Raw genomic sequence first — 25768 nt, forward strand, 5'->3', positions numbered from 1 at the left:
AGGTGTTAGACGATATTGCCCTCCTTTTTTCACCCGCGCGCAAGTTGAATATGTAGGATATGGCTTACATATTTTTGTAAGTGGCTGAGATAAAGTGATTTTTCAGATTTTTGGCTGCAAGAAAAGTCCGGGTAAAAATTCCCGTTCAACACGCAAATGCAAGAAAAGTCAGCTGAGAATGGTTCCTGAGTCGCGGTTAAAAGACTGATTGCCTTGGCTTTTCGGGTAGATTCAGAGAAAGCTGGAGACGGGGATATATTGCAAAGTGATATATCGCATCTGCAATTGAATACGCTGTTAGGGTAAAAGGAAAATTATGCAGCTTGATACCGGCTTTTCCTGTAATTCTGTTATTTGGTTAACCAGTCTTCCGGATTCTGAACTCGGTCCCACTCTCAGAATGGTGGAAGATATGGAGTCATTAAAGGCTGAAATATCTATCGGGTTTCAGCATATTCAGGTTACTAGCACGGCCCATCTCAAAAGCCTCTTGGCAGAGCTTTCTTGTCATGCATCTGAGAACGGAATGCGACCTTTATTGCACTTCGACATGCATGGCAACAAGGAAGAAGGGCTGCATATTGCTCAGTCCTCTGAATACTGCTCTTGGGATGAGCTTTATAGCAACCTTCAAGGTCTTAATCAGGCAACTGGAAATAACTTGGTTGTAGTCGGCGCAGCGTGCTTTGGTCTTCGATCAATTATGCCGATAAAGCTAGATAAGCCCGCTCCCTTCTTCGTTCTTTTAGCGCCAGAGGAAGAGGTTTGCGTTGGGTTTCTAGAAGATAATACCGTGCGCTTTTATCGCAAGCTTTTTGCGTCAGGAAGCCTTGATACTGCATATAGCCGTTATTTATCTGACGAATTCAAGTATTTTCATTGTGAGAAGATGCTTTTTATAGTTGTTGCCAAGTATATCAGGGCTGGGTGTAAAGGTAAGTCCGCCCAGGAACGGCGAGAACGGCTTCTTACAGAAGTGTTCAGTCAAGGTATGGAAAAGACAGAAGATAACTTGAGATCGGTACGCAATAAAATCAAGGAAGGACTGAAGCCTGACCAAGCATTATTAGATAGGTATGCAAAAAAATTTTTAGTGGGCAGAACATGCAGTTTCAGCATGCAGCAACTTCTAGGAGTCTTGGATGGCGATAAACCCTAACAAATTGCTGCACTCGGATAAATTACTCGCTTCGCTCACAATTTACCGGTGAGCAAGGCGCTAAGAGGCATCATGTTCTGGAAGCGGAAAGGATTATTCAGGCTAATTCCTGTGCTCCCCACGAACTATCGAAGTATTTGCCTACATGCTATAGAGATCGCGTCCGATCCCTGCGTGGTAGTAAATAATGATGTTATTACTGATTTCTCCGAGCGGGGTAAACTCACCCAAAAGGGAATCCGTAACTTCAACAATTTCGAGATTCGGGATCGGGATGTTGGAATCGTGGGTTTTCATGATCATCCCAATGAAATGTGGATCAATGAAAACTACCAAGATTTCGCCAATTACTGCGAACGTCAAGGTTGGCTTCAAATCCAAGGGCCGGCTTCTTAATAATCGGCTTTGCGACGCCCTACGCTGGCGCTCCGGTGCGTCGCAAAGCCGCTGCGTTAGAGTTCAAAGGTAAAACAATGAGAAAACTGCATATTGCAATCTCAACTGACAGAATCGATGAAACCATCGAGGATTATTCAGAGCGGTTAGGCGTGCGGCCCTGCTCCTCCATTCCAGGCGAATATGCTCTTTGGAGAACCGAGTCTCTTAATGTTTCCGTGCGCCAAGATTCCTCTTGTGCTCCGGGGTCTCTGCGGCATTTGGGTTGGGAAGATCCTTCGGCTACCGAGTTTTCACAGGACTCTGACGTAAACGGCATTGTGTGGGAACGATTCGCCGCACAACACCAAGCTGATGAGATCAACGAAATATGGCCAGAGGTCAAATATCAACCGTAAACTCTAAAAATAGCTGCAGGTGACGTTTGACCCGACCCCGCTCCCGTTCTTGCTACCGCAAAAGCAGGCGTCGCCTCAAACGTACCTGAGTTCAGGCGTTATTAAGTGACAATTGAAGGCTAGCAATGAATAAAATCAATCCCCAAAAGTTGCTTAACAGCAAGTGGACTGCGGTCAAGCCAGTGAAGAAAGAAAAACATTTTCTGGTGACAGAGGTCGAGTTTGATGAAGAGGGTGAGGTTATTCACTGCCTGATAGAGGCGGTGATATCAAACCGTTCAGATTCTATTGACTGGAAAGCACTAAGAGATGAATCGAACTGGAAGCAGGGCTGGAAGTAGTTATTTCGGTCGTGTGGCTTCTGGAGAGCCGGGCGCAGGGCGGAGATACCCGGTCGGTATTTCCGCCCTGCGGGTTTAGCGGGGGTCGTTACTTTCGTTGTGTTCGCCATCGTTGGCTTTGTGCGCCTGCGTATTGCCGTCTTGCTGTCCGGTTTTTTCCTGTTTTTCCCCCTCAATGCACAGCTTGTCGCCATCCCCATTGCGGATATGGATATCCAGCTGGCTGAAGGCGATTTCGATGTCGTGTTCCTTGCACAGGGCATCGATGTGGCGGTTGAGCTCGTCGGTGGCGGCCAGGCGGTCGCCGATGTCGTTCACGTGGACGCGCAGTTCGTGGTCCAGGGTGCTGGCGCCGAAGGTGAGGAAGAACACCACCGGTTCCGGATCACGTAGCACCCGTTTGTTTTCGCGGGCGGCCTGCATGAGGATGTCGCGGCATTTCTGCAGGTCGGAGCCGTAGGCGAAGCCCACCTTGATGATGATGCGGGTGACGGTGTCGGAGAGGGACCAGTTGATCAGTCGCTCGGTGACGAACACCTTGTTGGGCACCAGGATTTCCTTGCGGTCGAAATCGATCAAGGTGGTGGCGCGGATGCGGATGCGGCTGACGGTGCCATCCAGGTTGTTGATGGTGATCACGTCGCCGATGCGGATGGGGCGCTCGAACAACAGGATGATGCCGGAAATGAAGTTGGCAAAGATTTCCTGCAGACCAAAGCCCAGGCCCACACCCAGGGCAGCCACCAGCCACTGCATCTTGTCCCAGCTCAACCCCAGAGCACCGAACGTGATGATCACACCGCTGGCCACAATCACATAGGAGAGCAGGGTGGTGGTGGCGTAGCTGGTGCCCTGGCGCAGGTCCATGCGTGACAGCACCAGCACTTCCAACAGGCCGGGCAGGTTGCTGGCCAGCAGGAAGGTGACAGCGCCGATGATAAGGGCGGTCATCACATCGCCCAGGCTGATGGGTGAGGTGCCACTGGCCTGGCCGGCAGCGTCGGCGGTTTCCCAGAGCACGATGTTTTCGGTGTAGGAGAAGGCGTGGAACACATCTGCCCAGACCCAATAGACCAGCAGGCCGATACCGGCGATCAGTGCCAGGCGGATCAGGCGCAGGGATTGCTGGTTGACCTGTTTCAGGTCCAGCTGCGGTTCTTCCACTTCTACGGCTTCTGATGCAGCCGAGGAGGTGTCGGAGCCCTTCTGGTCGGCTTCCCGCTGGGCCACTGCGCGCCGGTAGGCCAGCCGCTGGGCGGCCACGGCCAGGCCGCGCACGGCCACGGCGTCGAGCAGAATCCACAGCACCACCAGATAGAGGCTGTAGATCATGTGGCCGGTCAGACGCACTGAGGTGTAGTAATAACCGATGCCGATCAGCACGGTGAGGATCAGCGGGGCGGTGGCGCACAGGCCGGTGGACAGGCCTTTCATGGTGCGACTGTAATGTCGCCCCGGGTAACTCTGCGCCACGGAGGGCAAGCTGATCATCACCACCACCAGGCTGACGACCATGATGACCAGGCCCAGGCGGTCGTTGCTCAGCTGGGCGGGCCACTGGTCGCCGAAGGCGATGATGAAGGTCATGGGGATTATGGCCAGGCCGGTGAGCGCCAGGCGGCGACGCATATGCTGATTATGCTCGCTGTCCCAGCGGAAATGGCGCTGGGCGATACCGCCGCTCTTTAGCAGCCGGTAAAGCATTTCGAACACCAGCCAGAGCAGGGCGAGTTGTGCCAGGGCGGCCCCCAGTACGCTGGTGATGGTGCTGGGCTGACGCCATAGTCCGGCGGCAATCACGGCCAGGGCGATGGGTGCGGGAGAGGAGATCAGCACGGTATAGATCAAGCTCAACGGCGTGTGCAGCTGGCTGTCACGGCGCAGGAAGCCCACATCCTTGTTCATGGTGTCGATGCGTTTTTTCAGTCGTGGGCGCAGCAGCAGGAGAATAATGGCGGGGATGGCGGCCAGCACCAGCCAGCCCCATTTTCCGGTAAGCAGGTCACGGGTGCCCTGCCAGAGGGCTTTCCAGGGCATGTCGCGCAGTTGCTGGGTAATGTGCCCGGGCAGCTTGCCGAGCCATTCCAGGCTCACTGGCTGGGTGCTGGGCATCCAGAAGGTTTGCTCGGAGATAATGCTGTGCAGGCTGCGCGACACCTTGTCCAGTTGCTCTTTGTTGAGCTGGGTACGCGTGAGGATGGCCAGTTGCCGACCCAATTCCTGATTGAGCTGGTCGTACAGCTCACGCCGCTCCCGATGCAGGATAGTAAAGGCCTGCTCCAGATCCGCAGAGAGCTCCCCTTTGAGTTTTTCCTGTTCCGGCAGGGGCGAGTTATCCAGCGACTGGATCTTTTGCTCCAGCTCGAATTGCTCCAGGCGGGCGTCGGAAATGCGCTTTTGCAGGTTCATGTCCGACTGGCTTTGCGGCAGCCGTTTCTGTTGCTGGTACAGCACCCGTGACAGTAGCAGGCTGCCATCCAGCAGGCGGATCTGATCGTTGACGGTGCTGGACAGGGCGCGGGCCTTGTCCAGTTGCGTCTTGGTGTCGATGGCGCGGCGCAGCAGACTGTTGACGGCCTGGCTGGTGCGGGCGAGTTGCTCACGCAGGGCCTGGTTTTCCGCCCTGGCATTCTGGATTCGCTTGTTTTCGAGCACGGTCTCCGGCAGTGATGATTCCGGCGAGTTGGCCATCTCTTCCAGCTGATTGATACGGCGTTTCTGGATCAGGGGCTGCACGGCATCAAGCTGCGCTTCCAGGGTGGCTTGCTCGGTACGCAGTAGCTGTTGTTCCAGGCGGGCCACATCCTGTTTCTTGTCGACGACGGTGAGTTCCTGATTGTAGCGCTCGATACGGGTTTCCAGGGCACGCAGTTCGGTATTGAGCCCCTGCTCCTGTTTGTCGTTGAGCGGCTCACCGTTTTCGTCGGTACCTTCATTGAGCCGCGAGCGGATGGTATCCATGCGCTCCATGGCCTTGCTGATCACATTCTGGGCCTGCTCGGGCAGGGTCTGGGCGCGGGTCAGCTCACCATTGACCTCAGCCAGGCGGCTCTGGTTCTTTTCCAGCGCATCCAGACGGCTGGTCAGTCTCTCGATCAGGGCCTGCAGCGCCAGGCCCTTGTACTGCTCGGCCCAGTCCTTGTCCTGCTGTTGCCGGGCCTTGGCCAGCTCGGCGTTGAGGCGCGCCCGCTGGGTGGATGCCTGGCGTGCGAAGGTTTCCAGATCCTTGATGGTTTGCTGGTTGCTGTCGATCTCGCGGCGTAGTTCCAGGGTCTGTTGCAGGATTTTCTTGTCAGGATTGGCGTTGTCACCGCTGCTGTCGTCGCTGCCGGAGATCTGTTTTTCCAGGTCGCCGACGCCGGGCAGGGAAAAGCCACCGATCTGTGCCTGTGCCATGACGGGGAGAAAAATCAGCAGGAAAAGGGCCAGACGTCGATCCATAACCAGAAAGCTCCAGTGGGTAAGGGGGGCTATCAATGTGTTTTGCAGGGGAAGGTCGCCGCGCCCTGCAGAGACGATTTTTTACGCCCAAGTCTGTGCAAGCTTACCAAGGCGTTGCAAGGGGCGCAGCAGTTGTTCCGCCTGTGCCGGCATCTGTTATCGGACAAACAACGGTGTCCCTGTTTTGTCATCCCTTTTGGGCAGGGTGAGTGTTGCCATTGTAAACAGGAGCTCTGCTGCCCCTGGCAGAAAATGTCCATTTTTTGTCCGGCTACGTCCTAGGGCGAAGCGGTAAGTGTGTTTATTGTTTAACCAATAAACACAACAAACTTCATAAGAATTGGGAGGGGACCCATGAACAAGCTCGCACTCTGCGGCCTGCTGGCCGCCGCTATCGTCACTGCGCCTGCCCAGGCGTTTCAGCAGATCACCCACAAGCGCATTGCTATCGATGCGGTGGACTACATGAAGAATCACCCGGGTAGCACCGAGTACAACCGCCTCAAGGCCTGGGTCAACGCCGCCGGTTACAGCATGGAGCAGTTCGCCGAAGTGATCGGGCAGGGCGCCTATGACGTGGATGATTTCCAGGATACCTACCTGTGTGGGGCGGTCTCCGGTGATTGCGTCTATGCGCCGGTATTCAACGCCGGTGCGTCGCTGGTGAACTACACCTCCTACTGGCACTTCCAGAATCACACTCGCAGTTCCGATGTGCACGGTAATGACTTGGGCGGGTACAACTACGATCTGCTCACGGTCTGGGGCGATATCGACAATATTGCCGCGTCCTGGCTGTATGGCGATTACCTGGATGATGGCCCCGGTGGCATGACCGGCTGGTGGTGGTCGGATGATCCGCAGTACAACACCTACGGTATTACCGAAGCCAATTATCGGCAGGGTAGCTATTCCAGCAAGTCCATGTACGACGACTTCGAGGAAATGCCGTTCCAGCCTATCGATAACCTGGGGCAGTACTGGTACAGCCAGTTCCTCAGCCAGCCCACCGCCCAGACCCTGGGGTTTGTGTTGCACACCACTGACTTGCTGCAGCCCCACCATGTGTGGACCACCTCGGCCCTGAATCACAGCGGCTGGGAGTCCTGGGTGGCGGATTACTACGACAGCGAAAACCTGAACGACACCGCCCTGGTGGATCAGGCCCTGCAGAACTTCACCCCGCTGTCGCCCACTGGCACGGATATCCGCCCGCTGCTCACCGAGGGTGGCGCCCTGGCCTATGGCAATGGCGGTATCGTGTTGTCCAGCACCGACCATGTAGACCGGGTGCAGGTAGGGCAGACGGTGATCCCCAACGCCATCGCCATGGTGGTGCATCTGCTCAACCACGCCGCGCACCAGGTTAATCCCTGATACCGGTAACCGGCTCATAACCGGGCCGGTGTTTCCCCGTAGGGTGCACTGAGCCTAAGGCGAACTGCACCATGCAAACGCCAGATCGGTGCAGTTCGCGTAGGGTGGATTAGGCCGAAGGCCGTAATCCACCATTATATGATCCGACGTCCGGGGTGGTGGCTTTGGTGGATTACGCCTTCGGCTAATCCACCCTACGGTAATGAACGAGCGATAAGAGAGGATGGAGGAAAACTTCCATGGCAATGCACCGATGGATGTTGGCGATGGTGTTGGCGCTGTTTGCAGTAGCTGGCTATGCCGGCTGGCAGCAGTGGGGGCCGCTGCCCGACAGCGTGGCCGCCCGTGTGGATGGTGATGCCATTCCCGCCGCAACCCTGGACGTGTTCGTGGCTGCCGCTCGTCGCAGTGATCCGGACATCAGCCGGGAAAGCGTGCTCAAGGGGCTGGTGGAAAACCGTCTGCTGGCGGCGGTGGCGAAGGCGCAGCATGACCATGACGCTCACCCTGAACGGGTGGGTTATGACAGTGCCACCCGACACGAGCAGCAACGTTTCAAACTGATTCGCACGGCCTATGCAGAGGAACTACGCGCAGCAGTCACCGAACATGGCATGCAGAACAGCCTGGACAGCCTGACCACACCGCTGGCCCTGTCCCGCGAGGCGCTGGCGCCCATGTTGACCCTGGAGCAGGCACTGTACAGCACCATGACTGACGCCCAGCAACAAGCGGCCAGCCACTATGTACTGGCCCGCTATCGCTTTGCCGACGACCAGCCGGAACAAACGCTGACCCTGTGGGATCTTTACCGGCGGCAGAACATCCAGTTGAAGGTGCAGATGCATAACCTCAACCTGGGTTTTATTCGTGAAGCAGTGAAACAGCAGCTGATCATGGCCTATGTGTTTTACTGGTTTGAGCAACAGGCCGGTCTGTCACGAGCGGCCATCGCCGCTGTGGATCGCAGCATCGACGATGCCCTGCAACGGGATACCCTGATGCATGACATGGGGCTGATGCAGGACATCCACGACGACAACCCTGAACTGCGAGAGTTGGCTGCCCAGGTGAGCGATGTGCAGCTTGCCGACTACTACGCGGCAAACAAGGAACAATTCACCCGTGTGGAGCGGGTGCGCGCGCGGCATCTGCGAGTGAATAGCCAGCAGCAGGCGGACCGGGTGCATGCCTTGATCCGCGATGGCCTGTCGTTTGACCAGGCAGTAGCGGATTACTCCGTAGCACCGGACCGGGATCAGGGCGGCGAGCTGGGCTGGATTGATCGGCAATCCCGGCAGGATCACTGGACTCGGGCACTGGCGTTTGTGCAGCCTGAAGGCGTAGTGTCGCCTCCGTTTCGCAGCCCCGGTGCTGATGCCGCTCCCTACTGGGAGCTGTTTCTGGTGGAAGAAAAAGTGACGGCCTACCAGAGCCTGGAGAGCGAATCGGTCCGCTACCGTGCGGGTCGGGCGGTGGCTCAGCAACTGTTGCAACAACGCTTCCAGAACCTGCTGGCGCAGGTCACTGAGCAGGCATCGCTGCGAATCAATCAGGAGGTGCTGTGATGAAGGCGCTGCTGGTTGCCCTGTTGCTGGGCGCGGTGGTCGCGGTGATGGCCAGGTGGTTGCCGAGTGCAGCACAGGCGCCGCTACCGGGGGTGACCGATGACGGCTCGGCGGTCGAAGGGATCGCAACGCACAAAGAGCAGGAAAAAACGGCCACGCCTTTGCCCATGACCGACACAGTGGCGGAACGTCAGCGGCCATCGCGCGCTTCCCGCGTGGCCGATCCTGCCGCCGGGCCGGTGCCCTCGCCACAAGCGGTAACGGCCCTGCGTGAAAGCATGCGCCATGGTGATCCGCGTAAGCCGCCGTTGGCCCCGCGCACGAATCTGCGTGAGCCGCCCAGCGCTGCCGAGCTGGCCGACCCGGCGCTGTATCAACAGTACGAGCAGCGCCAGCAACAGAGCGTGTATGCCTCGTTTGCCAACGCCGTTGATCAGCGTATTCCGGAACTGGAAGCGATGATTGCCAAAGGCCGCGCCAGCGGCATCAGCGAGGCGCAACTGGCGGAAGGCGAAGCCAAGCTGGCCAAGTTGCGTGAACAGCGTGATCAGTTATCGGCACTACAGGTAGAACCGGCCGACGAGGCCTCGTCGGAACAGGATTGACCGGTCAGCTCCACGACGCTCTCGCGGATGGCTTTGTCCTGCGGGGAAAGGGCATGGGCACGGCAGATGCTGTCGCTGGCTCCCTCCGCATCGCCCAGTGCCTGCTGGGCGTAAGCCAGGTTGTTCCAGGCGGCGGCAAAGTCCGGCGCCTGGCGGGTAGCGCGTTGGAAGGCGTCGAGCGCCGGTTGTTGTCGGCCCTGGTTCCACAGGCTGTTGCCATGGCCGAACCAGAGTTTTCCGCTGCTCGGGAACGCCTCTACCGCCGCCGGCCAGAAGGCCTCGGCATTGGGCAGGGCGGAAATCGCCCGGAACAGGGTGTCCGGTTCCGCACTGGCAGGCAGTTTACCCGGCTCGACCAGAGTGAAGCCCCATTGATCGGCGCGGGCCCAGGTGCGGATAAAGCGGTTCCAGTGGCTGGTCTTGCCGGCGTCGGTGCCACTGTGCAACACCATGGTGTTGCCCTGCTCCTGATAGCCGGTGACGACGGCAAAATGCCACTGGGGCCAGCGACGCAGGGCCAGGTTCTGTAATACCAGCACTGGTCGGCCTGCCTGCAGTTCGCGGAACAACGCCTCGCTATTTTCCACCGGATAAGCCATCAGACCGCGGCTGCGGGCGGCGGCACGCAACTCAATGCCCAGGCTGCCTTCCCGTTCCGGTAACCACACCTCGTCTACCAGGCTGTCGGCGCTTACCGGCTTGCCGGCCCATTGCAGCATCATGGCCAGAGCGGCGGGGCCGCATTGGTATTTTTCCTGGGGGACAAAGGGCACCACCAGCTGCTGCTCGGTCTCCACCTGGGCACTTTGCGGAGGCGGGACACTTTGGCATCCACTCAACGAAAGCAGAGCCAGCAGGCTGACAAGGCATGCCAGGTTAAAAGGGCGTGTAAACGTTGGGCGTGAAAGGCGAGGAGCGATGGGCTCCTCGCCGTAGGGGACAGCCATGGATCAGTTAATGGGATCGATGGCCGGAAAAACGTTGGTCGCGCCGAGCAGGTCGAGCAGGATCAAAATCAGGATGATGGCGAGGATTACGCCAACTACGCCCTGACCGGCGGGCAACTCTTCCGCTTTCTGGGCCAGCTGCTGCAACTCCTGATCCGTAAGACGGTCGAGACGCTGGCTCACCTGGTCCTTGCTGACACCGTAATCACCCAATGCCTTGGCGGCGACCTTGTGGTCCATCAGCTCCATTACCTGCGCCTTCATGGCCGCGCGGTCCTGTTGTTGAATGACCGTATCGTTACCGATCATGGCGGCCTGGGCGGCCGGCACAATCATCAACTGCATGAAAAGCAGCAATGATGCACTGAGAATACCGGTAATACGCTTGGTCATGGGATATCTCCATTCAGCTCGATTAATTCAACACTAACATCTTGACCCTAATGCAGAAGAATATCTCTCGAAGACTCGTTATTTTTTACAAGGACTTTACCAATTTCTGATGCGTTCACTGCGGCTTCACGCAATTGCGTCAGGGCCCGGGGCAGGGCCTCTTCGGGAATGCTGAATAGCAGGCCGCCGGCGGTCTGTGGGTCGCACAGGGTAGTCAGTAGCGGCTCTGCAACCTGCTGCGTATCGCAGTGCATCAACACGTTCCGGTTGGCCTCGTTGAGGGTGCTGCTCACCCCCTGTTCAATCAGCGACAGGGTGCCGGGCAGCAAGGGAATGCTGTCGGTATCGATGGCCATGGCCACATGACTTTGCTGACAAATTTCATGGAGGTGGCCGAGTAGACCAAAGCCGGTGACATCGGTGCAGGCATGCACGGGAAAATCCTGCATGACCTGTTGGGCGATGCGATTGCTGATCAACAAGTGGTCCAGAGTGGCATCCAGCCAGGGGCCGTGCAGTTTGTCTTTCTGCATCATGGCGGCCAGCTGTACGCCGCTACCCAGGGGTTTGGTGAGCAGCAGGCGGTCGCCCTCCCGGGCACCGCGCTTGTGCCAGAGTTGTTGCGGGTCCGCCTGACCGTTGACGGTAAGGCCGGCGGCCATCTGCGGGCCTTCGATGGTGTGGCCGCCCACCAGGGTGCAGCCGGCGGCGTTCAGTTCTTTCACCGCACCGGCCATCAACCGTTGCAGATCCCGGCCCTGCAATTTCGGGTGATGCCAGGGCAGGGTCACGTTGGCGAGGGCGGAGTGGGGCGTGGCGTTCATGGCGTACAGATCGCTGAGGCTGTGCAGCGCCGCTACCCGGCCGAACAAAAACGGTTCGTCGATAAAGGCCGGAAAAAAATCCAGGCTCTGCACGAGACGTTGGTTGTCGGCCCAGCGAATGATTGCCGCGTCATCGGCGGCATCCACCCCGGCCTCGATGCCTTCACGGATATGAGGCTGTAGATCCCGCAACGCATCATGGAGCGCACCACTGCCTACCTTGGCGCCACAACCGGCACAGTGCAGGGTATCCGGGTCCGCCGGTGGTGGCGTCATCGTGGGTAACTGATCGCCGAACTTGTTCATAAAGGCCCGGTCGATACGGTCTTTCCAGCGCCACACCCAGTGCCCGGCGGCGGACAGGGCGCCGCCACGGCTGGCCACCGCCTGTTTGCCCCCGGCGGAGAGCAGCGAGAGAAAATGTTTTTGTGGATGATAGACCTGCAATGGCTGACCGGTGATGGCGGCGCGCAGGTTATGGGCCAGCACCTTGGCCTGACGCACCGCGTAGACGCCGGCCTTGGGCAGACTGTCAGGAAAGGCGGCACAATCACCGGCGGCAAACACGCGGTTGTCGCTGCGGCTTTGCAGGGTGGCTTGTACATGCACAAAGCCTTTTTCGTCAAAGTCCAGATCGCTGTTGGCGATGACTCGGGTGCCACGCACGCCGGTGCACCAGAGCACTCGCGAGGCGTTCAGGGGGGCGTCGTTGGCGTAAAGGGTGCCATCGCGTTTTTCCACTCGCGTGTGCTCGCGCAGCTGGATACCGTAGTCATCCAGATACCGTCGCATGCGACGACGCACCGACTCCGGGTAGCTGGGCAGAAGGATGCCGCCGCTGATCAGTGACAAGGGTGTATGGCGTCCCTCACGGCGTTGAGACTCGGCGATGGCCAGGGCCATTTCGGTGCCGCCGGCACCGGCCCCGACCACCGCCAGAGGGCTGTCGCCATCGCGCCATTGTTGCCAGCGTTGATGGAAACTGGCCACCGGTTTTACTGGCACGATATCCGGGTGGTCTTCGCCCACCGGTTGCAGGTTCGGGGTGGCGCCCACATCCAGGCTCAGCCAGTCGTATTCCAGGGTGCTGCCATCGTCCAGAGTGAGGCGGCGCTCGGCGCTGCAGATCGTTGTCACCGCGGCGCGGATAAAGCGGGTGCCGGTGGCGATGCACAGCCGGTACAGGTCCACATGGGTATCGGTGAGGCTGTAGTGGCCGGCAATCAGGCCAGGCAACATGCCGGAGTAGGCACTGAGGGCATCCGGAGACACCAGGGTGATTCGCACACCGGGTACCGGTTTCATGGCCAGCATGCGCAGGGCCAGCGCATGGCTGTGGCCGCCGCCCACCAGTACCAGATCGTGATTGGCCGACGGAGTCATCACAGCAGGATATCGCCTTTCAGAAAGCAGCGAGCCTGGCCACTCAGGGTGACCCGGTCACCCTGTAGGGTGCAGTGCAGCTCTCCACCCCGGGCGGAAAGCTGGCGGGCGTGCAAAGACGTTTTGCCCAGCCGCTCGGCCCAGTAGGGGACCAGGGTGCAATGGGCGGAACCGGTTACCGGATCTTCCGGCACCCCCTTGGCGGGGGCGAAAAAGCGGCTGACAAAATCGCAGTCGTCACCGGGGGCGGTGATCATGATCGCAAAGGTATCCAGCTTGCCGATGGCGGTGAAATCCGGCTGAAAGTCGCGCACCTGGTCGGCGCTGTCCAGCACCACCAGGGTGTCACGGGCCTGTAGCACGTCCTTGAGAGGAATGCCCAGCGCCTGCTCGAAGGGCTCGTGCTGGCTGACCGGGTGCCCGGGGCGAGCAGGAAAATCCAGACTGAAGGTCTGGCCACTACGGTCTATATAGAGCGCGCCGGAGGCGGTGTTGAAACGAATCCGCTCACCGGGAAAGCCCAGCGCATTGAACACCACCCAGGCAGCGGCCAGGGTGGCATGGCCACACAGATCCACTTCCACACTGGGGGTAAACCAGCGCAGCGTGTAGCCGGTGTCGTCCGGCACCAGAAAGGCCGTCTCCGACAGGTTGTTCTCCATGGCGATGTTCTGCAGCAGGACATCGTCCGGCCAGCGTTCCAGCGGCACCACCGCTGCCGGATTGCCGGCAAACAGGGAAGAGGTGAAGGCATCGACTTGATAGAGTTTCATGAGCTGCCTTGAAAATAACGTGTTCGTTTCATTGGTTTCATAATCCCAACCCCGGCTTCAGCCGCAGCCGCTTGCGCAACCCCCGCGACAGCGCATCCACCGCCAGATTGAGCATGACCGTGGCCAGGATCAATAGCAGGGTCCGGTCGAAGCGGAATTCCGCCACGCTGGAATCAATATAGAAACCCAGGGTATGGATGCCAAGAATCCCCAGCACCGCCGTTTCGCGCATGATCACTTCCCATCGATAGAGCAGGAAGGCCAGCAGATTGGGAGTGACCCGGGGCAGCACTTCCCAGGCGTAGCGGTTGATGCCGGTAGGAGCGTCCGCGCGCAGTTTCAGGCTTTCGCTGAATCGGCCGGTGAGGTGGGCGACGATAGCGCCGGTGTGCAGGGCGAGAGCCAGAATGCCGGGCAGCATGGACGGGCCGAGCAGAATCAGGAAAAAGAAGGCGAGAAAGAATTCCGGGGTGGTGCGCATGACCACCAGCAGGCCATGCCCGGCGGTGCGACTGGCCCGGTTGCCGAACAATGGTGAGATCAGCGGGAACAGCAGCAGCGACAACAAGCCGGTGAGCAGCAGGGCGCCGAGGCCCAGTACCAGAGTCTGCCAGAGCCCCGGCCACAGTTGTTGTTGCCAGAGCATGGCGAACCAGTGCCACAGTTCCATGAGCCCACCGCCCTGGCGTAACGGTAGTGGCACCAAGTCCACGGTGACGAAGCGCACCAGATTATCGAGCCGGCCGGTGAACAACGGCGGTGCCCAGGCGATGGCGGCCAGCAGGTACACGGGGATCAAGGCCGGGCGCAGCCACCAGCGCAGGGTAAAGATGATGGCAAAGAACAGGTACAACAGGGCAGCGCCCTGGTCGTAGCTGCCTTCCCGAAAGGCGGTTTCCAGGTGAAAGCCCAGGGTGGGCAGGCCGATAAAACCGAGGATGGCGGAGGCGCGGATGGCGCATTCCAGCCGGTAGCCGCCGTAGGCCTTGAAGGCCTGCCAGACCAGCGGCAGGCGGGCATAGAAGAACACGCTCAGGCGCTGGCCGCTGGCAGGCAGGGCGCCGGCGGGAGCCGGGTCCGCCTCTTCCAGAAATTCACCGAAGACCTTGGCGAAGATGCCCGCGTAGGGAATGGCGATGGCCAGTACCCCGGTGACGGTGCTCAGCCCGGCTACCTGCAACAGCAGCAGGCCCCAGAACAGTTCGTGGACGGCGCGGATGCTGGCGGCAACGCCCCGCACCCAACGGTGATGCCAGGCCATGGCCATGAGAAAGCCAAACAGGGCGGCCAGGGCGGTGCCTTGCCAGGCGAAGGCCAGGGTGTTGGCCAGGGCCCGCCAAAGGTTATCGGTGGAGAAAAAATCCGGTACCAGAAAGCCCTGGCCCATGCGCAGTAGTTCGCTACCGGGGGAGGAGCGGGTGATGTCCAGGTCGGCCGCCGCCAGGGCGATCAGCCCGGCCACGGCCAGCCAGAAGCTGGCCCGACGCCACCGGGCGGCGGTGGTGTTGACGCGCTGCCGGACGGCGGAGCTCATTGGTAGAGCGTGTCCAGATCACCCAGGTTCAGGGTGCTGGCGGGGGCATCGAGCAGAATCTTGCCGTCGCCCAGACCGATGATGCGGTCGCAGCATTGCAGCGCCAGCTCACGATCATGCAGGGCGACCACGGCGGTTTGGTGGCGGGCCAGCGACCGTTGCAGCAGATCAAGCCCCTGATGTTCGTCCAGACTGGAGACCGGTTCGTCGGCCAGCAGCACCGCGCGCTGCGTATAGAGCGCCCGGCCCAGGGCAACCCGTTGCGCCTGACCGCCGGATAGCTGGTCCACGCTGGTGAACAGCTTGTCCTGTAACCCCAGTTCCCGGGCCAGTTCTCCCACGCTGGACTTTTCCCTGGCGCTGGGCCAGATCAGGTTGCGCAGGTTGGTCAGCGTCGGGTTACGGGGCAGGGCGCCCATGTAGAGGTTGTGGAAGACGCTGAGCATGGGTACCAAGTCACCGGCCTGGGGGCACCAGGCACAGCGGGCTTCCTGCTGCTGGCGCAGGGCGGCCAGCAATGTGGATTTGCCGGCACCGGAAGGACCCAGCAACGCCACCTTCTCGCCGTCGGCAATGGTCAGCGACAGGGACGCAAACACGACCTGGCCGGGATGGCCAAGCCGTGCGTTCTCAAGATGGAATGTCAAAATCCGATCCTGTTACTGCGCGTCCAGCAGGCCGATGGCTTCGGCGGTGTCCTCGATGGGCGCAAAGTCGTCATTGCTGGCAGGAATGAATTTTTCCCGCGGGAACGCATTCAGCAGAACCGGATCATCAATAGCCAGCAGGGCGTCGGTGACGCGCTGGGTGAAGCCGTCGCCGAACTTGTCATTCAGGTCGCCGCGCACGGTCCAGTGATAGTCCGGATAGCCAGGGGTTTCCCAGATGACCTGCACCTTGTCGGTGTCGATCTTGCCTTCTTCCAGTTCCCGCTCCCATACCTTGTAGTTCACTGCGCCGGTGGCGTAGGCGCCGCTTTGCACCAGGGCAATGGTGGCGCTGTGATCACCGGAGAAGCCGACTTTCTCGAACAGCTGGTCCGGGGACTCGTTGAAGGCCTCGCGCAGGTAGAACTCCGGCATCAAGCGCCCGGAGGTGCTGCCCTTGGAACCAAAAGTAAAGGACGTCTGCTCGACAAAGGCGTCGGTGAGCGTCTCGGACGGGCTCAGGCCAGTGCTGGTGTTGGCGATGAAGTAGGACTTGAAGTCAGGGTCTTCCAGGCCCTGGGCGATGGCCTGGGACCCGCGCACCAGACGACGGGCCTGGACACCGGACAGACCGCCGAACCAGGCCATCTGCACTTCGTTATTGCGGAAGGCCGTGACGGCGGCGGCATAGGATTTCACCGGCACATATTTCACCGGCACGCCCAGTTGCTCTTCCAGATAGAGGGCAACCACGCCGAAGCGTTTTTCCAGTTGCGATTCATCCTGATCAGGGATGGCGGTGAAAACGAAGGTCCCGGTATGGGGTTCGTTACAGGCAGAAAGCAGCAGTGCTGCAAACAGGGCGGCAAGAAGCTTGAAGCGCATTGTTGACTCCGTTCAATAGGGAGGCTTACCGGACAAAGTGAACATCTCATCGCGGGCCCGGCCAGACACGACAAGGGGATTATAGAGCGCTTAGCCGGGGATGCCAGCCAGGAACCTTGCCGAAAGAGAAATATCCGTTGGAGCTTTGCGAGCAAGGCTCCAACAGTCGCTTCAGGCTTCAGGTGTCAGGCGTTCTTCCAGAAACGCCATGACCTCGTCGCGGCTACCCTCAAAGACGATGTCCCCTTCCCGGCGGGAAAGCATGTAGTCGTACATGGGGTCGTAGTAGTCGCTGAGCAGAGTGCGGATCCAGTCTTCGTGTAGCACGGTGTCTCCGCTGATGCGCTGTACGGCCAGGGCTTCGGACAGTTGCTGGCGGAGCTGCTGGTGACGCAGCCCGCCCAGCCGGCGGCGGATGCGGTCCATGGCGGCGAGTAGCTCTTCCCCCAGATAGTGGAGAGCCTGTTTTTCGCCGAAGTGCTGGCGGTATTCTTCCAGCGGCCCCACCACATAATCTTCCAGGGTCACCTGCACCCGTGATTCCAGCGTCTCGTTGATGATGATGCGCGGGCAGGCCTTGATCTTGTCCTGCAGGGAAAAGGGCAGGTGGCAGCGGCCGATCAGCTTGCTTTCGTCTTCCAGTAATACCTGGGCCGGGTTCTGCGCCCGCTGCTTGAGCATGGCGATGGCCAGGGCATTGTCGAAATCGATCTGGGTAGGCTGGCCGCCGGGGCGTCGGCCGAACGAGGAGCCACGATGATGGGCCAGGCCTTCCAGATCCACGGCATTGGTCTGGCTTTCGATGACCCGGGTCTTGGCGCAACCGGTGCGGCCGCAGAGGATCTCGAAGGGCAGGGTGGCAATGCTGGCTTCCATCTCGTCGAGAAGGAAGCGGCGCATGGCCTTGTAGCCACCGGTAACCAACGGCGCATCGATCCCGGCTTCCCGTAGCCAGGCCTGGGTGGTCTGGCTGCGCAGCCCGCCCCGAAAGCAATACAGATAACCGTTCGGGTTGGCCTGCCACCATTGCTGCCAGGCCTGCATACGCTGTTCCCGTTCCTCGCCGCTGACTAGCTGGTTACCGAGGTCAATGGCCGCCTGCTGGCCATGCTGCTTGTAACAGATGCCGATCTGGTGGCGCTCGTCGTCGTTGATCAGAGCGATATTGGTGGTGCCGGGGAAGGCGCCCTTGGCAAATTCCACAGGGGCACGCACGTCCAGCAGAGGCGTGTCGTTCAGAAACAGGGACAGGTAATCACGGGTATCGTCGCGCATGGGAAGCGAGTTTAGTGCAGCTACAAGCTACAAGCTACAAGCCACGCTTGTAGGATAGGGAAAGGCTGGAAAATTCCCCGGACCTCGTCATTTCTACGAAGCTGCTGTAGGAGCTATGCTTGCATGGCGAACCGCGCTTGCGCGGAAATCGGCCGGAGGGCGATCAGGGATATCAGGGCTCGACAGGTTCCAGGAAGCATGGAGAATAGACGCTGATCTCTGCTGCCTCGCTTCGCTCGGTTCGCATGTCGCAGATCCCCTGGGGGGGGCAAGCATGGGCTCCTACATGTCATTGTTTGCCTGCATGCCACCCCCACAAAAAACGCGGGCAGGGCGCTGTGCGATTAGCACGGCCCTGACCGCGTTGCAGCTTGCGGCTTGAAGCTGTTTTTTACTCCGCCGGGCGGATCTGGCCGGCCAGGTGCGGCTTGATGCCGTCCTTGGCGAGCAGGCGGAAGTCGCTGCCGCCGTCAGCGGCTTTGTTCTCGAACTTCACGGTGGCAGGGATAAACATGGGCAGTTTGAACTGCACATCCACGGTGAAAGCTTCTTCCGGCAGCTGGTTCTGCAGCTCGGCCAGGCAGCGGGCCTTGGACCACATGCCGTGGGCGATCTGGCGTTTGAAGCCGAACAACTTGGCGGACAGCGGATACAGGTGAATCGGGTTGCGGTCGCCGGAGACAGCGCCGTAGCGACGGCCGGTATCACCGGGCACTTTCCACTCCACGGTATCGGTGGCCGGTTGCGGTTTGGGCGCATCCTTCTTCTTGCTGCTGCCACCGCCGCCGCTGCGGAAAAAGTTCACCGATTCGCTTTCCCAGACCCGTTCACCGCCGGTGCTGATGCTGGTGAAGATGGAGAACTCGTAGCCCTTTTCCACCTTGGTCAGGTTGCCAAGGAAACACTTCACGTTCAGCTGCTCGCGCTCGCTGATCGGACGGTACTGGGTGATGCTGTTGCGCACGTGCACCAGGCCCATGGCCGGGAACGGGAAGCCGTCGCTGAGGATCAGGGCCATATGCAGCGGAAAGGCGTGCATGTGCGGGTAGGTGACCGGCAGCTTGCCGTCGGCGGCAAAGCCACACACCTTGCGGTAGGCCGCCAGGTGTTTTTCATCCAGTGCCACGTCGTTCAGACGCAGGCCGATTTCCGGCAGGGTGGGGTTGCTGCCCGGCTTCACGGTGGCGCGCAGGACCGCCTTGGCGAAGTTGATCACCATGGGGGGCGCATTTCGCAGTTCGCGGAATTTTACCTCACTCATTACTCGATCCTTTCCCGTTGGTCGTGTGGTGGTCTCAGACCCATGATCTTTATGTCCCTGCGTTGTGACAGGCAGAGGCGCAAAGATCATGGAACGACGACACGGAAGGAGTATAGAGCAGGGTAGCCGGCACGCTATTGGCCGTGCAGACAAGCTGTATAGGGACTAAAGCACACGAAAAGAAAACTGTGATGGAGGTTTGCTGTCGGGAGGAAAGGGCCGCAAGCCCGGGGATCATTGATCCGCTTTGGACTTCCAGAAGCCGACGCCGAAATAGATAAGCCGCAGCTGTTTTTCCGCCGTGCCGAGCACCTGGTTCTGACCGAATTCGTCGTCTTCTTCCAGTTCCAGCATTTCCTGGGTCAGGGCCGTCACATTGTTGACCACCAGCCCGGCCATCATCTGCAGGTCTTCCGCGTTGACATGATTCAGAAACGGAAAGCGTGCCATGTCCATGGCCAGCTCGTTGGTGAACATGCGGATTTCCCGGCGAATGGCGTTGCGCATTGTGGGGGTGCCACCGGCCAGTTCCTTGGAGACGAACAGGAAGTGAGCGCGGTTGTTGCGGACATAGTTGAAGTACACCTCCAGGGAGCCGCGCAGCATGCGCTCGTTGGGCAGCTCTTCCTGGCGGACCTGGCGCATCATATGGCGCAGGGTGCGGAAAGATTCATCCAGCAGAGTCAGCCCCAGGGCGCTCATGTCCGGGAAATGCCGGTAGAAGGCAGTGGGTACCACGCCGGCACGCTTGGTGACTTCGCGCAGACTGAGGCTGGAGAAGGGGGCTTTCTTGACGACCAGATCCAGCGCCGCCGCCATCAGAGCCTCACGGGTCTGGCCCCGTTTCGGCTTGCGGGCTCTGCTGGTGGTTTCCTTGGTCATTACCGATCGCCTCTGCATTGGGGTTCAGGTCGCTGGTCAGGCCTGGCCGGCAGTTTTCCACCTGTTTCCGGCTGGCCGGGCAGGAATGTGCCGGGGTGGTGGCAGACTTAAGACACCAACAGACCCTGAAAATACGCTGTAAATTCTCCTCGTTGTGGGGCCGTGATGCAACTGGTGCGCAAAAAACATGTGTAACTGCATGATAATGCAGGTATTTACAAAATTAAGTGTACAGGTGTTGACTTGAATCGTGGGTCTATGAATAATGCGTACAACTGTTCACTTACAGGGATGAACCCAATGAACGCAATGACACAGACCTCCAGCCGTTTCCAGCAAGGCCTGACCCGCCTGCTGCAGTCCCGTGTGGCGGATATTCTTTCCTATCCCCACGGTGTTGACCGTTATCTGGAAGTGTTCAATCCGCTGTGGTCCGTTAATGAGGTGCGCGCCAAGGTTGAAGATGTGCGCTACCTGACCAACGACAGCGTGACCCTGACCCTGCGTCCCAATCATAACTGGGAAGGCTTTATTCCCGGTCAGTTTGTCCAGCTTTCCGTCACCATTGATGGCAAGCGTCAGACTCGCTGCTATTCACCGGCCAACTCCCTGCACCGCGCTGATGGCTGTATCGAGTTGACCGCGAAAGTGCACGCCAACGGCTTTGTTTCCCGCCATTTGCGTGAACAGCTGAGTGTTGGTGATGTGGTGCTGTTGTCTCAGGCGGACGGCGAGTTTGCCCTGCCGGCACAGCGTCCTGAGCAGGTGCTGCTGATCAGTGGCGGCAGTGGTATCACCCCGGTGATGTCCATGCTGCGCACCTTGTGTGACGAGGGCTTCAGCGGCCCGATCACCTTCCTGCATTACGCCAACAGCGCCGCCGACATGATTTACGCCAGCGAGCTGGAAGAGATTGCGCGGGCTCATGACAACGTGACCCTGGTGCGCTGCTTCAATAACGAGGGTGAACAGGGCGAACTTTCCGGTCTGTTTTCCCGTGAACACCTGTACATCGCTGCGCCGGAATTTGCACAGGCAACCACTTTTCTCTGTGGCCCGCCGCCGATGATGGCTGCGGTGGAAAAAGTCTGGGAAGAGGACGGCCTGGCAGAGCGTCTGCACAAGGAGCAGTTCACCCTGGCGGCGCCACAGATCGAAAGCGACAGCGCTGAAGGCGAAGTGCGCTTCGTCCAGAGCGAAAAAATGGCCATCAACAATGGCGCCACCCTGCTGGAGCAGGCCGAGTCCGCCGGTCTTACCCCGGAATCCGGTTGCCGCATGGGTATCTGCCACGCCTGTACCTGCCGCAAGACGGCCGGTGAAGTGCGCGATATCCGCACCGGTGAGATCACCAGTGGTGAAGAAGACATTCAAATTTGCATCAGCGTGCCGGTAGGCACGGTGACCCTCGACATCTAAACGGATTCACCCAAACCGAAGCGTCCCGAGACGAATCTTCAAACCGGGTTTAAGGAGAAAGCACATGAGTATTTTCAGCAACTTGACCGCCGAACAATTCGAGACCATTGGCCAGGAACTGGATGCCATCCGTAATCGTGAAATGGCGGACCTGGGCGAAGAAGATGCCACCTACATCCGCACTCTGATCAAGCGTCAGCGTCGCCTGGAAATCGCCGGTCGCGGCCTGCTGATGGCGGGTTTCCTGCCGCCGGCATGGCTGGCCGGTGTGGCCTGTCTGTCTGCGTCCAAGATTCTGGACAACATGGAAATCGGCCATAACGTGATGCACGGCCAGTACGACTGGATGGGTGACCCGGCCATCAACTCCAAGGTTTTTGACTGGGATAACACCTGCACCAATACGGCCTGGAAACAGACCCACAATTTCGAGCACCACACTTTCACCAACGTGCTCGACAAGGACCATGACATTGGTTACGGCATTCTGCGCATGTCGGAAGACCAGGAGTGGGAACCCCGCTTCATTTTCAACCCGATCCTGGCAGGCATCCTGGCCACCTTCTTCCAGCACTTTGTGGCGGTACAGAGCCTCAAGCTGGAGGACTACCTGATCTACAAGACCAAGACCAAGGAAGAGGTGAAGGCCGAATTCAAGCCGACCTGGAAGAAGATGCGCAAGCAGTTGGTCAAGGACTACCTGCTGTTCCCGGCCCTGGCGGGTCCGTTCGCCCCCTTCGTGTTCGCCGGCAATATGGCAGCCAATGTGGCGCGTAACTTGTGGTCTTCCCAGGTGATCTATAACGGACACTTCCCGGAAGAGGTGGAGCAGTTCCCCGAGTCCGTGATCGAGAACGAGACCCGTGGTCAGTGGTATGTGCGCCAGCTGCTGGGCTCTGCCAACTTTGAAGGCGGCCGTCTGATGCACGTGATGAGCGGCAACCTGAGCTTCCAGATCGAGCATCACCTGTTCCCTGATCTGCCGGCTCACCGTTACGCCCGCATTGCGCCTGAAGTCCGTGCCATCTGCGAAAAACATGGCCTGCCGTACAACACCGGCTCTTTCGTGAAGCAGTCCCTGAGTGTCTGGAAGCGGATCTTCAAACTGTCTTTGCCCAACAAGAGCAAGGATGACAGTGGCAAGGGCCCGCTCAATGGTCTGCGCGCCAAAGTGGTGTCTCTGACCCGTGAACCGCAGTCAGAAACCCGCAAGGCTGCCTGATCGCTTCAAAGCGGTCTGATCTCCTGGTTCGGGCCGGTGCTGCGCTGGTTCCGGCCCTGCCATCCTTATGCTACTCTCAGTCGATCTGAGAGTAGCTTTTTTTATTTGGGGACAAGGCAGAACGCATGGCAGAAATGACAGATTCCGGTGTGCTGTTGCGAATGGCCTATAAGGCCATGATTAACGCCGGTATTGATGCCGATGCCGTGTTGGCAGAAGTCGGTCTCGACAAATCCATCCTTCAGGTACCGGACCTGCGTACCCCCCATGACGCCCAGGAATGGTTCTGGCAGGCCCTGGAGAAGGTGTCCGGTGATGAACACATCGGCCTGCATCTGGGCGAGCATATTCCGGTCTATAAGGGCCAGGTGCTCGAATACCTGTTCCTCTCCAGCCCCACCTTTGGCGAAGGCCTCAAGCGAGCTCTGGATTACCAGCGCTTGCTGTCCGATGCCGCCCAAGGGGAATTGTTTGAAGAAGGGGATCGTGTCTTCCTCAAGCAGATGATCTGGAGCAAACGCCTCAGCCATCTCAACGAATGCATGATGATGGGCGTGATCAAATTTTTCCGCTTTGTTACCGACGGGGCTTTTGAGCCGCTGGAAGTGCATTTTGGTCATACCCGCCATGCGGACAAACAGGAATACGAGCGTCTGTTCGATTGCCCGGTGAAATTCGACATGCCGAGCATTGGTATGTACTTCGATGCCCGGGTCATGAATCTGCCGTCTGCCCACCACGAGCCGGAACTGCTGCACCTGCACGAACAGCTCGCCAGTGAGCAGGTGGCGCGGCTGGAAAAGCAGGACCTGGTGGCCCAGGTCAACCGGTTGATCGGTGAGCTGTTGGAATCCGGCCATGCCAATCTGGAAGAAGTGGCCGAACGCCTGGGTATCAAGGCCCGTCAGTTACGCACTCGCCTTGCGGATGCCGGCACCAACTTCAACCAGCTGGTCGCTGACTATCGTTGCCGTTTGGCCAAACGTCTTCTTGCCGGTACCGAAGAATCCATTGATGAAATCGTCTATCTCACCGGCTTCTCGGAACCGTCTACGTTCTACCGGGCTTTCAAACGCTGGGTCGGCATGACCCCGATTGAGTACCGCAAGTTGAAGGCGGAAGAAGACGCGGCGGAGAACCGTTGAGCGTTGCGAGTTGAAAGGTGAAAGCAAAAGAAAGGCGCCAGTGGCGCCTTTTTGCGATTTATCGTAGAAATATTTTCAGGCGTCACCATGCAAGGGTGCCGTTATTCTTCGCCTCACCGGGTGGTGGGGCATCCATCAAAACGTTTAGTCGGTGTTAACCAGTGAAAGAGTCTCTGCGCAAAGTTTTCTCTCCCATTCTCACCCCTTTTGAGTCTGGTGATGACAGCTATGCCTATCGCCCCTCGCATCGAAAAATTCTGATTGTGGTCGGTACCTTGTTTCTGGTGCTTGCCACCGGGGCCCTGGCGGCAACGCTGGTGGCGAAGCTGTATGGCGGGCTGATTCCGGTGGCTGTTTTCCTGGCGGTGGGTCTGGTGTGTGAAGTGGTGGGCCTGTTGGGCAGTGACAAGGCGGTGGCCCGGATGTGGAAGAGTAAGTAATTCGGAGCTGTAGCGTTTGAAGGCTCCAACGGTCAAGCTAGCGGACGCTTTATTCAGAGCACCATGGCGGCCAGCCAACCTGCGGCGATCAGTGGCAGGTTGTAATGAATAAAAGTGGGAATCACCGTGTCGCGGATATGGTCGTGCTGACCATCGGCATTCAGGCCGGCGGTGGGCCCCAGCGTGGAGTCCGAGGCCGGGGAGCCCGCATCTCCCAGCGCGGCAGCGCTGCCGACCAGGGCGGCGGTGGCCAGCGGGGAGAAGCCCAGTGCCAGGCAAAGCGGCACATACAGGGTGGTGATGATGGGGATGGTGGAGAACGACGAGCCAATCCCCAACGTCACAAACAGACCGAGCAGCAATAAGAGTGCTGCGGCCAATGGTGGACTTTGCAGGCCACTGGTCACGCTTTCCACCAGCACTGGCACCTGTCCGCTGGCGCCTACCACCGCGGCATAGCCGTTGGCGGCAATCATGATAAAGCCTATCAGGGACATCATTTTCACGCCCTGGGTAAAGGCATCCTGGGATTCCCGCCAGGGCACCACACCCCCTGCTGTAAACACCAGAAACCCGATCAATGCCCCGAGAATAATAGAGTCGCTGTAAAGCTGGAGTGCCAGGGCTGCGGCCAGGGCGATGGCGGCGACAACCACGTTGCGCGGCGAGAGCGGCGCGTGTTGCTCTTCGCCGGGCAGTTCCACTGGCCGGTAGTCGCGGGGCTTGCGATAGCGGATAAACGCCAGAATCAGCCCCACAACCATGCCGGCAGCGGGCAGCAGCATGGCCAGTGGCAGTTCCCCTTTGGGTATTTCAAGGCCCGCTTTAGCCAGGCTGGGGCCGAGCTGGGTATGCAGGAAAATACTGCCGAAGCCCACCGGCAACACCATGTAGGGCGTGATCAGCCCGAAGGTGAGAACGCAGGCGGCGAGTCGCCGATCCAGGCGCAATTGGTGCATCACTTCCAGCAACGGTGGCACCAGTATCGGGATAAAGGCGATATGAATGGGCACCAGGTTCTGGCTCATGATGGCGGCGGCAAGCAGTACGGTAAGCAGCAGGGTGCGAATCAGGCGCAGCTGGTGCGGGGCCGGAGTACGGCCCAGCCGGGCGATGATCCGTGCGGCCAGCCATTCGGTGATGCCGGAGCGGGCGATGGCCACCGCAAAGGCGCCAAGCAGGGCATAGCTCAGGGCGATATTGGCGCCGCCACCCAGACCATCGCCAAAGGCCGCCAGGGTACTTTCCAGATCCAGCCCGCTACCAACACCCGCCACCAGAGCCGCACACAACAGCGCCAGCACCACATTCATGCGCGCAATGCTCAGGCCCATGAGCAGAATCACGGACCAGACAATGGGATTGAGTAACGGGCTCATGGCGCCTCCGCCGGGCGGGCTGGGTCAGTTTGCAGGCGCGGAGTTTAGCAGGGGTGGGGGAGGGCTTGCTAACC

At 59.3% G+C, this 25768-nt stretch carries 22 protein-coding genes; 10 read left to right on the forward strand and 12 right to left on the reverse strand.

Annotated elements, in window-relative coordinates; genetic code table 11:
* The first annotated feature begins 316 nt into the window (after positions 1-316).
* The 3 genes from Q0Y02_RS07135 to Q0Y02_RS07145 all read left to right on the forward strand — a co-directional run bounded on the left by Q0Y02_RS07135 (position 317) and on the right by Q0Y02_RS07145 (position 2294).
* A complete protein-coding gene (locus Q0Y02_RS07135; RefSeq protein WP_297766445.1) occupies positions 317-1159 on the forward strand; it encodes a hypothetical protein in 843 nt (280 codons plus the stop codon).
* Positions 1160-1632: 473 nt separating this feature from the next.
* Positions 1633-1953 carry a hypothetical protein gene (locus Q0Y02_RS07140; RefSeq protein WP_297766447.1) on the forward strand — a complete coding sequence of 107 codons (321 nt, stop codon included), beginning with the start codon at positions 1633-1635 and terminating at the stop codon, positions 1951-1953.
* A 125-nt stretch (positions 1954-2078) separates the two neighbouring features.
* Positions 2079-2294, forward strand: coding sequence for a TIGR02450 family Trp-rich protein (locus Q0Y02_RS07145; RefSeq protein WP_297766449.1), 216 nt, complete (start codon positions 2079-2081; stop codon positions 2292-2294).
* A 75-nt stretch (positions 2295-2369) separates the two neighbouring features.
* On the opposite strand, the gene mscK is transcribed toward Q0Y02_RS07145, so the two are convergent.
* Positions 2370-5735 (reverse strand): mechanosensitive channel MscK, encoded by a 3366-nt coding sequence (gene mscK / locus Q0Y02_RS07150; protein ID WP_297766452.1) that lies wholly within the window; start codon positions 5733-5735, stop codon positions 2370-2372.
* Positions 5736-6089: 354 nt separating this feature from the next.
* On the opposite strand from mscK, the gene Q0Y02_RS07155 reads away from it, so the two are divergent.
* From Q0Y02_RS07155 to Q0Y02_RS07165, 3 genes are all read left to right on the forward strand, one after another.
* The gene (locus tag Q0Y02_RS07155) at positions 6090-7112 is read left to right on the forward strand and encodes a phospholipase (protein WP_297766456.1); all 1023 of its coding nucleotides are present in this window, start codon (positions 6090-6092) and stop codon (positions 7110-7112) included.
* Between the two features lie 239 nt (positions 7113-7351).
* Complete coding sequence (locus tag Q0Y02_RS07160; protein ID WP_297766459.1) at positions 7352-8680, forward strand: peptidylprolyl isomerase; 1329 nt, start codon at positions 7352-7354, stop codon at positions 8678-8680.
* The gene (locus Q0Y02_RS07165; protein WP_297766463.1) at positions 8677-9285 is read left to right on the forward strand and encodes a hypothetical protein; all 609 of its coding nucleotides are present in this window, start codon (positions 8677-8679) and stop codon (positions 9283-9285) included. The genes Q0Y02_RS07160 and Q0Y02_RS07165 overlap by 4 nt, the downstream gene beginning before the upstream one ends.
* Here Q0Y02_RS07165 and Q0Y02_RS07170 read toward each other — a convergent pair.
* The 10 genes from Q0Y02_RS07170 to Q0Y02_RS07215 form a co-directional block, all read right to left on the reverse strand.
* Positions 9228-10082 carry a PA2778 family cysteine peptidase gene (locus tag Q0Y02_RS07170; protein WP_297766466.1) on the reverse strand — a complete coding sequence of 285 codons (855 nt, stop codon included), beginning with the start codon at positions 10080-10082 and terminating at the stop codon, positions 9228-9230. The two genes, Q0Y02_RS07165 and Q0Y02_RS07170, sit on opposite strands and share 58 nt — an antisense overlap.
* 153 nt (positions 10083-10235) lie before the next feature.
* Positions 10236-10625 (reverse strand): PA2779 family protein, encoded by a 390-nt coding sequence (locus Q0Y02_RS07175; protein ID WP_297766469.1) that lies wholly within the window; start codon positions 10623-10625, stop codon positions 10236-10238.
* Between the two features lie 47 nt (positions 10626-10672).
* The gene (gene selD, locus Q0Y02_RS07180; RefSeq protein WP_297766719.1) at positions 10673-12832 is read right to left on the reverse strand and encodes a selenide, water dikinase SelD; all 2160 of its coding nucleotides are present in this window, start codon (positions 12830-12832) and stop codon (positions 10673-10675) included.
* Complete coding sequence (locus tag Q0Y02_RS07185; protein WP_297766472.1) at positions 12832-13605, reverse strand: PhzF family phenazine biosynthesis protein; 774 nt, start codon at positions 13603-13605, stop codon at positions 12832-12834. Before Q0Y02_RS07185 ends, selD begins: the two co-directional genes overlap by 1 nt.
* A 37-nt stretch (positions 13606-13642) precedes the next feature.
* Complete coding sequence (locus tag Q0Y02_RS07190) at positions 13643-15139, reverse strand: ABC transporter permease (RefSeq protein ID WP_297766475.1); 1497 nt, start codon at positions 15137-15139, stop codon at positions 13643-13645.
* Positions 15136-15786, reverse strand: a complete 651-nt coding sequence (locus Q0Y02_RS07195; RefSeq protein ID WP_297766478.1) for an ATP-binding cassette domain-containing protein — start codon at positions 15784-15786, stop codon at positions 15136-15138. The genes Q0Y02_RS07190 and Q0Y02_RS07195 overlap by 4 nt, the downstream gene beginning before the upstream one ends.
* A 12-nt stretch (positions 15787-15798) precedes the next feature.
* A complete protein-coding gene (locus Q0Y02_RS07200) occupies positions 15799-16671 on the reverse strand; it encodes a putative selenate ABC transporter substrate-binding protein (RefSeq protein ID WP_297766481.1) in 873 nt (290 codons plus the stop codon).
* 171 nt (positions 16672-16842) lie between these two features.
* Positions 16843-17946: a tRNA 2-selenouridine(34) synthase MnmH gene (gene mnmH, locus Q0Y02_RS07205; RefSeq protein ID WP_297766484.1), complete on the reverse strand. Its 1104-nt coding sequence runs from the start codon at positions 17944-17946 to the stop codon at positions 16843-16845.
* Positions 17947-18337: 391 nt separating this feature from the next.
* The gene (locus Q0Y02_RS07210; protein WP_297766487.1) at positions 18338-19207 is read right to left on the reverse strand and encodes a MaoC/PaaZ C-terminal domain-containing protein; all 870 of its coding nucleotides are present in this window, start codon (positions 19205-19207) and stop codon (positions 18338-18340) included.
* A 234-nt stretch (positions 19208-19441) separates the two neighbouring features.
* Positions 19442-20089: a TetR family transcriptional regulator gene (locus tag Q0Y02_RS07215; RefSeq protein WP_035246611.1), complete on the reverse strand. Its 648-nt coding sequence runs from the start codon at positions 20087-20089 to the stop codon at positions 19442-19444.
* A 300-nt stretch (positions 20090-20389) separates the two neighbouring features.
* Between Q0Y02_RS07215 and Q0Y02_RS07220 the strand changes: the two genes are divergently transcribed.
* The 4 genes from Q0Y02_RS07220 (at position 20390) to Q0Y02_RS07235 (ending at position 24315) form a co-directional block, all read left to right on the forward strand.
* Positions 20390-21508, forward strand: a complete 1119-nt coding sequence (locus Q0Y02_RS07220) for a ferredoxin reductase (RefSeq protein ID WP_297766494.1) — start codon at positions 20390-20392, stop codon at positions 21506-21508.
* A 64-nt stretch (positions 21509-21572) separates the two neighbouring features.
* Complete coding sequence (locus Q0Y02_RS07225) at positions 21573-22730, forward strand: acyl-CoA desaturase (protein WP_297766497.1); 1158 nt, start codon at positions 21573-21575, stop codon at positions 22728-22730.
* 125 nt (positions 22731-22855) lie between these two features.
* Positions 22856-23875 (forward strand): AraC family transcriptional regulator, encoded by a 1020-nt coding sequence (locus tag Q0Y02_RS07230; protein WP_297766499.1) that lies wholly within the window; start codon positions 22856-22858, stop codon positions 23873-23875.
* A 161-nt stretch (positions 23876-24036) separates the two neighbouring features.
* On the forward strand, positions 24037-24315 hold the full coding sequence (locus tag Q0Y02_RS07235) for a hypothetical protein (RefSeq protein WP_297766501.1): 279 nt from the start codon (positions 24037-24039) through the stop codon (positions 24313-24315).
* Positions 24316-24368: 53 nt separating this feature from the next.
* Here Q0Y02_RS07235 and Q0Y02_RS07240 read toward each other — a convergent pair whose 3' ends face one another.
* Positions 24369-25694 carry a Na+/H+ antiporter NhaC family protein gene (locus Q0Y02_RS07240; protein WP_297766504.1) on the reverse strand — a complete coding sequence of 442 codons (1326 nt, stop codon included), beginning with the start codon at positions 25692-25694 and terminating at the stop codon, positions 24369-24371.
* Positions 25695-25768 lie beyond the last annotated feature (74 nt).

The organism is uncultured Alcanivorax sp. (assembly GCF_947258575.1).
Taxonomy (GTDB): domain Bacteria; phylum Pseudomonadota; class Gammaproteobacteria; order Pseudomonadales; family Alcanivoracaceae; genus Alcanivorax.